This is a genomic window from Vibrio tritonius (assembly GCF_001547935.1).
GTDB classification, from domain to species: Bacteria; Pseudomonadota; Gammaproteobacteria; order Enterobacterales; family Vibrionaceae; genus Vibrio; species Vibrio tritonius.
In genome coordinates this window covers 1,064,633-1,073,172 of the sequence record NZ_AP014635.1, presented here as the reverse complement: position 1 = coordinate 1,073,172, position 8,540 = coordinate 1,064,633, and the positions used below count along the sequence as shown (strand labels likewise).

Below are 8,540 nucleotides of genomic sequence, written 5' to 3'. Positions count from 1 at the left end.
AAAACGCCTGTTCGAAAATAACTTACGCTGTATAACTCATTAAGATCACTATTTCTCACGTTTAAAAATAGCAGAGCATAGAAGGGGGTGCCCAATAAGGCCCAATAAAAATATTACAAATTATTAATATTTCCATATTGGCATTAACTTATTAAATATGACTTAAATATGTTTGCTTATCTTTCATTTTCCACAACTAGCAACTAACCTTAATAAACGTCAATCTAAACATCGAGTTGCACTGTTTTACGAGATATAGATAGGAGCTGGCCTCGACAACTTTTATGCGTACCACTTAACCGTCCACACATTAAGTTTTTGGGCAAAACACCAGCTCGCAGTAGGTACTTTTTGACCCAATATGCAGCGGAAGTAACATCGAGGGAGATCCACAGTGATTAGATGTACCATCCTGAGCACAACCATGTTGCTCTTCATGAGTAATAACATTGCTGCCCAAACGCTAGAACAGGCAGTTGCTTTTACGCTCACAAATAATCCGGAAGTTTTGGGTGCATACAATCAATTCAAAAGCACGGAATACACTGCAAAGGCATCCACAGGAAGCTACCTACCAACCATAGACTTAGATGGTGGTGTCGGACCCGAACATATTAGACCATCGACCTCAAGTGGTGATGAAAAAACCAGCCTAACCCGAAAAGACCTTACTCTTTCGATAAACCAGCTTATTTGGGATGGTTCTGCTACTTATAACGATATCTATCGAACTCAAGCAGAAGCAGAAGCGGATCGGTACCAACTATTATCTGATGCTTCAAATAAGGCTTTGGAAGTAACACAGATATACTTAAATGCGACTGAAGCGGAAGAAGTGTTGAAGTTATCCGAAAGAAATTTGGCAACCCACCAAGCGATTTTCGTCGATATCAAAAAGAAGTCGGATTCAGGAATTGGATCGATTGCTGATGTCACCCAAATAGAGGCTAGAGTTGCGAAAGCTCAGGCAAACCTACTCGCCGCAAAAAACAACTTATATGATATTTACGCCCAATACTTTAGGTTGATCGGCTTACAACCTAAAGATCTTAACTTTCCAAGAGCTGATATGAGCGTCATTCCAGAGACTGTGTCTAAGGCCATTGAACAATCTCAAAAACATCATCCAGAAATAAAAGTCGCGCGATCAGACGTAGAAGCGGCTCAATATCAATACAAACAGTCCAAAGGACCAAACTATCCAACCGTTTCACTTGAGGCAAATCAGTCATGGTACGATGACGTAGGTGGCACTAAAGGTTTTAGTCAAGAAACCAGCGTAATGTTACGTTTTCGATATAACTTATTTAGTGGCGGCAGTGATAAAGACACAATCACCAGCTCTGCTTATCAAGTAAATCGCGCCAAAGACCTACAGCGCAACACAATTCGTAACGTGGAAGAAGGATTGCATCTTGCTTGGAATGCGTTAGAAATTACCAAACAGCAAAAAGACTTTTTGCAACAACACATCGATGCAGTATCCAAAACTGTCAGTTCCTACCGCAAACAATACTCTATCGGTCAGCGAACTTTACTCGACTTACTGAATACAGAAAATGAACTATTTGAGGCTCGAACAGATTATTTAGAAGCGAAATATGCTGAGCAATATGCTAAATATCGGGTCATGAACGCGATGGGAATTCTGTTAGAGTCACTGCGAGTCGACTTACCGTCGGAGTGGCTTAAGGAGAGTGATTAACCATGACAAAATTCTTGCTGTTCTGCTTTGTTATCACTTGCCCCTTATCTGTCCTTGCGATGGAGGATTCTGAATCCATTCCTTACATCGAAATGCCAAAGGCGATTCAAGTTGCTGATCTCAATGATGATGATAATGATGGTGTAATCAACGCTCGAGACAAATGCACAACAACGCCCAAAGGGGTTGTTGTAGACAATGACGGATGTGAACAACTTATCAAAAATACCGAGCAACAGCGCTTACATATACTTTTCGCTAACGACTCAAGTCAAATCCCCCCATCCTTCTTACCCCAGATTCGCCGGATGGCCGATTTTCTAAAGCTGTATCCAGAAGCAACAATCCAACTATCAGGCTACGCAAGTAAAACCGGAACATCTGCGTACAATCAAAACCTTTCCGAAGAACGTTCTCAAGCCGTGCGTATTCAACTCATACGGTTTGGTATTAAACCAAATCGCATCACCATACTGGGGTATGGCGACAGTAATCTACTCATTGACCGAGACGACCAACTTAGTCATGCACAAAATAGACGAGTAACGGCGTCAGTCATCGGTGTTAAAGGGGATTATTTAAAAGAATGGACAATTTTTACTACACTTCCGGAGTAGGCGCACTATCTAACTGAAGTTCAATCGCATTTAAAAAGCTGGGGCCTTGATGACATCAAAGAACCATAAAGACTTATCTAACAATGAATTAGAGTTTGTCGATGATCAAACTGGAGCATTATTACTTAATACTCCTACCCATGCTCGCTTGTTGTTATGGGTGGTCGCTACGTTCTTTGTAATAGCAATCATATGGGCTAGTTGGGCGCAAATCGATCAAGTGACAGCAGGAATAGGGAAAGTAGTACCTTCGTCACAAATTCAGGTGGTGCAAAATTTGGAAGGGGGTTTAGTAAAAAGTATCTTAGTGAGAGAAGGACAATCCGTAACGAAAGGGCAACAGTTACTTCTTATTGACGATACTCGATTTAGATCAGACTTCCGTGAACGAGAGCAACAAATCTCGAACTTATCAGCCAGCGTTATGCAATTAGCTGCCTCGATACACAGTATCGAAATTAACGAAAAGGCCACAGGTGATGAATGGGAAGACAGCGTGTTAATCCATTTCTCTAAATTGGTGTTCCCCTATTCCATGATCGAGGCTCAGCCTGCATTAGTTAAACGCCATCAAGACGAATATAAAAACGATCTCGAAGGATTACGCAACCAAATTTCAGCAATGACCCAACAAGTCAAACAAAAGCAACAGGATTTAATTGAGGCTCAAGCAAGAGTCAAAAACCTCCAACAAGGCTATGAATTTGCAAGAGAAGAGATGGAAATCACTAAACCTTTAGCTGAGGAAGGCGTAGTTCCGCAACTAGAGTTCCTAAAACTCCAACGACAAGTCAATGATAATAAGAGAGAACTAACTTCTGCCAAACTTAAAATTCCTCTTTTACAAGCCGCGATTCAAGAATCAAAGTTAAATAGAATCAATACCGCTTTAAAATTTAGATCAGAACAACAAGATTTATTAAACCAGGCGGAAGACTCCCTGTCTGCCATGTCTGAATCAAGTGTCGGACTCGAAGATAGGGTTAATCGAACCGTTGTTGTCTCACCCGTAACTGGGACAATTAAAACATTAAATGTCAATACGGTTGGTGGTGTTATTCAACCAGGAATGGACATTGTTGAAATTGTTCCTACTGAAGATACGCTGCTTGTTGAGGCTAAAATAGCGCCCAAAGATATTGCGTTCTTGCGACCAGGACTTGATGCTATTGTTAAATTCAGCGCTTATGACTTTGTTAGGTATGGAGGCTTAAGCGGAAAACTTGAACATATTAGCGCGGATACTAGTGAGGACGAAGAGGGAAACAGCTACTACTTGGTTAGAATCCGTACCAACGAAACCTCCTTTGACGAAGATAATACGTTACCAATAATCCCAGGCATGACGACATCGGTCGATATTATTACAGGGAAAAGAACGGTAATAGATTACCTCTTAAAACCCATATTAAATGCTCAACATACAGCGCTTAGGGAGTAATCTATTGATGAATTACGCTTCGTTAATATCCCACATTAGAGTGCAAATATGTTGCGTTGGTTAATCGTCATATTTATCACAATACTACCACTGGGGTCGATTGCTCTGACCACAAAGGAACAGCAATGGGTAAATACCGTTACAACAATCTATGGCACCAGAGCCGGAATGAGAGTGGAAGCGTGGCGTAAAGAGGTTAAGCAATCAACAAACTTAGCTGACAAACAGAAACTAACTAACATAAATCGATTTTTTAATCAGTTATATTTTGTAAATGACATCGTGCTGTGGGGAAAAAAAGATTACTGGGCAACACCGCTTGAGTTTTTAGGTAGTAACGCAGGCGATTGCGAAGATTTCACAATCGCTAAATATTTTTCTCTGCGCGAACTTGGAATACCTGATGAAAAAATGAGGCTTGTTTATGTAAAGGCAATTGAGCTTAATCAATTCCACATGGTACTGGCTTATTATGAGACTCCAAATTCACAGCCACTGATTTTAGACAATATAGATAAAAGAATATTGCCAGCATCAAAAAGGCCAGACCTATTACCTATATACAGCTTTAATGGTAGTAAGTTGTGGTTGATGAAAACAAAAAATGGTCAATTGGCGGGTAACTCCTCCAAACTAAGTGTTTGGAACGATCTACGAGCTCGTGAACAATCGCAGAAGTTAAATAAACCAATAGTGAATTATGATGAGTAAGTATTATGACATTATATAAACAATTGATGACCGGAATTCTATCGATACTTGTGGTGTTGATGCTCATTGTTTTTTCTATTGAGCTAAAAACCATTTGTAGTCACTTGGAACAACAACAAAGGTCGGAAGTAAATAATACAATAAATACTGTTGGCTTAGCCCTTGCTCCTTACTTAGAAGCTAAAGACCAAGTTGCTGTAGAATCAGTAATTAATGCGCTTTTTGATGGAAGTAGCTACTCGTTAGTACGCCTCAAATTTCTTGATACTCAGGATGAAATTATTAGAGAGTATCCAACCAAACCAACCGACGTACCACAATGGTTTTCAAACCTACGTTTTTTCCATCCAATAGAGCAAAAAACCATCATCACCAGTGGATGGCTACAGTTAGCTGAAGTTGAAATAGTAAGTCATCCAGGGAGCATCTATAGCCAACTATGGACGGCATTTATTCGTTTAGCTATTTCATTCATCATTGTTGCAGCGCTCAGCCTAGCAACCACAGCATTTATAATTCATCAAGCTTTGAAACCGTTGCGAAATATCGTAGATAAAATGTCTGCTATTGCTCAAAATAGGTTTACGGATCCACTACCACTTCCACCAACAAAAGACTTGAATGCCGTAGTTAAAGGCATTAATACGATGTCGAGTAAAGTTGAGCATTATTTTCAATCACAAGCTACTGAAGCTCAGGCATTGCGAGAAAAAGCGTATATAGATCCTACTTCCAAATTAGGTAATCGCGCTTATTTTATGAATCAATTGAGCTCTTGGTTGAATGATAAAACGAACGGTGGTGCCGCTATTTATCAATCACACCAAATTAAAGAACTCTACGATACAAAGGGTTACCAAGCAGGAGATGAAATGGTCAAATCACTATCGTCTCTGTTCTCTGCAAAACTAGCGTACGATAACATTACTATTGCTCGTATTTCCCAAAGTGAATTTGGTTTTATTTTCCCCAATTACGAAGAGGAAAAAGTGCACGAAGAAGCGGTTAAAATTATAGAATGCGCGCAAGAAGTTCATTCAGATCCAACAGGAATATCGGTCAATGATGATCCGCTCGGTGTGATTTATAATCACAGTAAATCACAAAGCACAAGTAGTGAAATTTTGTCTCTGATTGATAACGCGATTTCAGAAGCAAATTCAAATCCTGAACAGTCATATGGTTACCTATCAAACGACACAGACCAAACAACCTTCGGGAAAAGACAATGGAAGGAGCTTGTTGAACAGGCGATATTTAATAACTGGATTCAATTCCGTTTTCAATCTGCAAAAAATATCAATGGTGAACTGTTTCACAAAGAAGTATTTTCAGCCATAGATAATGGTTCAGAAAGATATACAGCAAACCAGTACCTTTTTGCATTAGAACAACTTGATGCTAGTCAACTACTTGATAAGTACGTTATTAGCAAAACATTAGAAACAGCGAGAGCAGATAAGAACTCAGGAATATATGCCATTAATATTGCACAAAATAGTATAGAACAACCCGGCTTTATTCATTGGATCAGTAGTCAGTTAGAACGCTATAGTGATGTGAGTGATAGAATACATTTTGAACTCCCTGAAAGCTGTTTTATTTTCGCTAAAGACCATGCAAAGCTGTTCTGTGATATTGTCAGAAAATCTGGTTCTGATTTTGGTGTAGATAACTATGGTCGTCATTTTAAATCTCTCGATTACATCAATAACTTTAGACCGCGTTATGTCAAGCTAGATTATTTGTTCACTCAGCATTTAGATGATGAAAGACAAACACATATGCTGTCATCTATTTCAAAAGCTGCTCACAATTTAGGTTTGGTGACCATTGCATCTCGTGTCGAAACTCAAGATCAGCTAAATATACTATCTGATAACTTTGTCGATGCATTTCAGGGATTTATAATAAAATAATAACAAGGAACAACTCATATGCATGACCCTTTGCTCAGTTCGCTTATTTATGTCAGTCGTTATTATGGTTTAGCAAACTCCCCAGAAGCTCTAATTAGTGGGCTTCCCCTAGCAAATGGGAAATTAACACCACAACTTTTTCCAAGAGCATCAGAGCGTGCTGGACTTATAGCAAAGGAAAATCAAGGTTCGTTAAACAATATATCGAGCTTGTTATTTCCTGTGATACTTATTCTTAAGAACAATGAATCCTGTGTTTTAATAAGCAAAGACGATGCATCACAATCTGTCGAAATCGTCACACAAGGTTCTGACAATATCCCAATATCCACGTCTCTTGAAAATCTTGAAGAACGTTATGCTGGTTCTTACTTCATGGTGAAAAAAAGCTTTCACTACGACCAGCGCTCCCCCGAAATTTTAAAATCTAATCATAATCACTGGCTTTGGGGAACACTTTGGAAATCTAAACATATCTATCGAGACGTGCTTATAGGGTCTTTCATACTTAATATTTTTGCTATTGCCCCACCTATATTTACTCGAATCGTTTATGACAAAGTTGTGCCTAATCTTGCATTTGAAACTTTGTGGGTTTTAGCCAGTGGTGTGGTCATCATATTTGCTTTTGAATTTCTATTAAAAACACTGAGAAATTATTTTATCGATATTGCGGGAAAGAAATCAGATGTTCTTATATCCTCTCGATTATTTAGTAAAGTGATGGATGTTAGAATGGAGTCCCGCCCTCAATCCATAGGTGCCTTTGCTCGACATTTACAAGAATTTGAATCTATTAGGGAATTTTTCACTTCAACGACGATTTCAACATTAATTGATCTTCCATTTGCACTACTTTTCCTTGGGCTTATTTGGATTATGGCAGGCAACCTAGTTTTAGTGCCGATTATAGGAATAGGAGTGCTCATAATATACGCCTTCTTAATCCAAGCTCCCCTTCGACGTGCAATAGAAGAAGGCTCCCGCCTAGCCTCTCAGAAATACGCTAATTTAATCGAAAGCCTTGGTGGACTGGAAACGATAAAATTATTTGGCGCTCAAAGCCAATTCCAATATCTATGGGAAGAGTCCGTCACTCATATGGCGAACTGGAGTATAAAAAGCAGAAAGATTATCGATGGCATACAGAGTTTCGCCAATCTCGTACAGCAGATGGTCAATATCGGTATGGTCATATTGGGTGTATATCTTATATCTGACGGTAGCTTAACCATGGGGGGGCTCATTGCAGCAACAATGCTAAGTAGTCGTGCTATTGGTCCGTTAGTACAGCTTTCGTTGCTCTCTGCTCGATATAACCAAGCAAAATCGTCAATGATCATGGTAAATCAAGTGATAGAACTCCCCGCCGAGCAAGAAGAGGGGAAAAAGTATATCCACCGCCCAATTATTCAAGGCAAGATTCAGTTTGATGATGTCAGCTTTAAATATCCTAATTCCGATATTACCTCCATTAAAAAAGTGTCTTTCACCATTAATCCCGGCGAAAAAGTGGCGATTATCGGTCGCATAGGGTCAGGGAAAACGAGTATTCAGCGCTTACTCATGGGTTTGTATAAACCAACCCAAGGACATGTTCGTATTGACGATACAGACATAGAACAACTGCATCATATTGATGTGAGGCGCAATATTGGGTGTGTTACGCAAGACAGTACGCTGTTCTACGGCACCATCAGAGATAATATCGCTTTAGGCCGCCCACTCGCCGACGACCGTGACATTTTAGATGCAGCAAACAAAGCTGGTGTGACATCTTTTACTCAACAAGATCCTGCAGGGTTACAACGACAAGTTGGCGAAGGCGGTAACCTTCTATCGGGAGGGCAGCGGCAGTCAATTGCAATCGCAAGGGCTTTCTTAGGCTCTCCTCCCGTTCTTGTCTTAGACGAACCCACCAGCGCCATGGATAATCGTTCGGAGTTAATGATCAAACGCCATCTTGCACGACTTGATAAAAGAGATACCTTAGTGTTGATTACACATAAAATGTCTATGCTTGACATTGTTGACCGGGTAATTGTTATGGAAAAAGGCAGCATCGTGGCAGATGGAGAGAAAGAAGCGGTATTGAACCAATTGAAAACGGGGAGCACTGCCCCCGTTAGTGATTAATAGCTTGATAT

General features: G+C 39.9%; 6 protein-coding genes. All 6 read left to right on the top strand.

Going from position 1 to position 8,540, the window contains the following annotated elements; translation table 11 throughout:
* Positions 1 to 436: 436 nt before the first annotated feature.
* The 6 genes from JCM16456_RS04990 to JCM16456_RS04965 are packed head-to-tail and all read left to right on the top strand — an operon-like array spanning position 437 to position 8,529.
* A complete protein-coding gene (locus JCM16456_RS04990) occupies positions 437 to 1,705 on the top strand; it encodes a TolC family outer membrane protein (protein ID WP_404819158.1) in 1,269 nt (422 codons plus the stop codon).
* 2 nt (positions 1,706 to 1,707) lie between these two features.
* Positions 1,708 to 2,322, top strand: a complete 615-nt coding sequence (locus JCM16456_RS04985) for an OmpA family protein (protein ID WP_068712923.1) — start codon at positions 1,708 to 1,710, stop codon at positions 2,320 to 2,322.
* Positions 2,323 to 2,371: 49 nt separating this feature from the next.
* Complete coding sequence (locus JCM16456_RS04980; protein WP_068712921.1) at positions 2,372 to 3,763, top strand: HlyD family type I secretion periplasmic adaptor subunit; 1,392 nt, start codon at positions 2,372 to 2,374, stop codon at positions 3,761 to 3,763.
* 48 nt (positions 3,764 to 3,811) lie between these two features.
* Entirely contained in the window at positions 3,812 to 4,474 is a 663-nt protein-coding gene (locus JCM16456_RS04975; protein WP_068712919.1) for a transglutaminase-like cysteine peptidase, read from the top strand.
* Positions 4,475 to 4,479: 5 nt separating this feature from the next.
* Entirely contained in the window at positions 4,480 to 6,393 is a 1,914-nt protein-coding gene (locus JCM16456_RS04970) for a bifunctional diguanylate cyclase/phosphodiesterase (protein WP_068712917.1), read from the top strand.
* Positions 6,394 to 6,411: 18 nt separating this feature from the next.
* Complete coding sequence (locus tag JCM16456_RS04965; RefSeq protein ID WP_068712915.1) at positions 6,412 to 8,529, top strand: type I secretion system permease/ATPase; 2,118 nt, start codon at positions 6,412 to 6,414, stop codon at positions 8,527 to 8,529.
* The last annotated feature ends 11 nt before the right edge of the window (positions 8,530 to 8,540 follow it).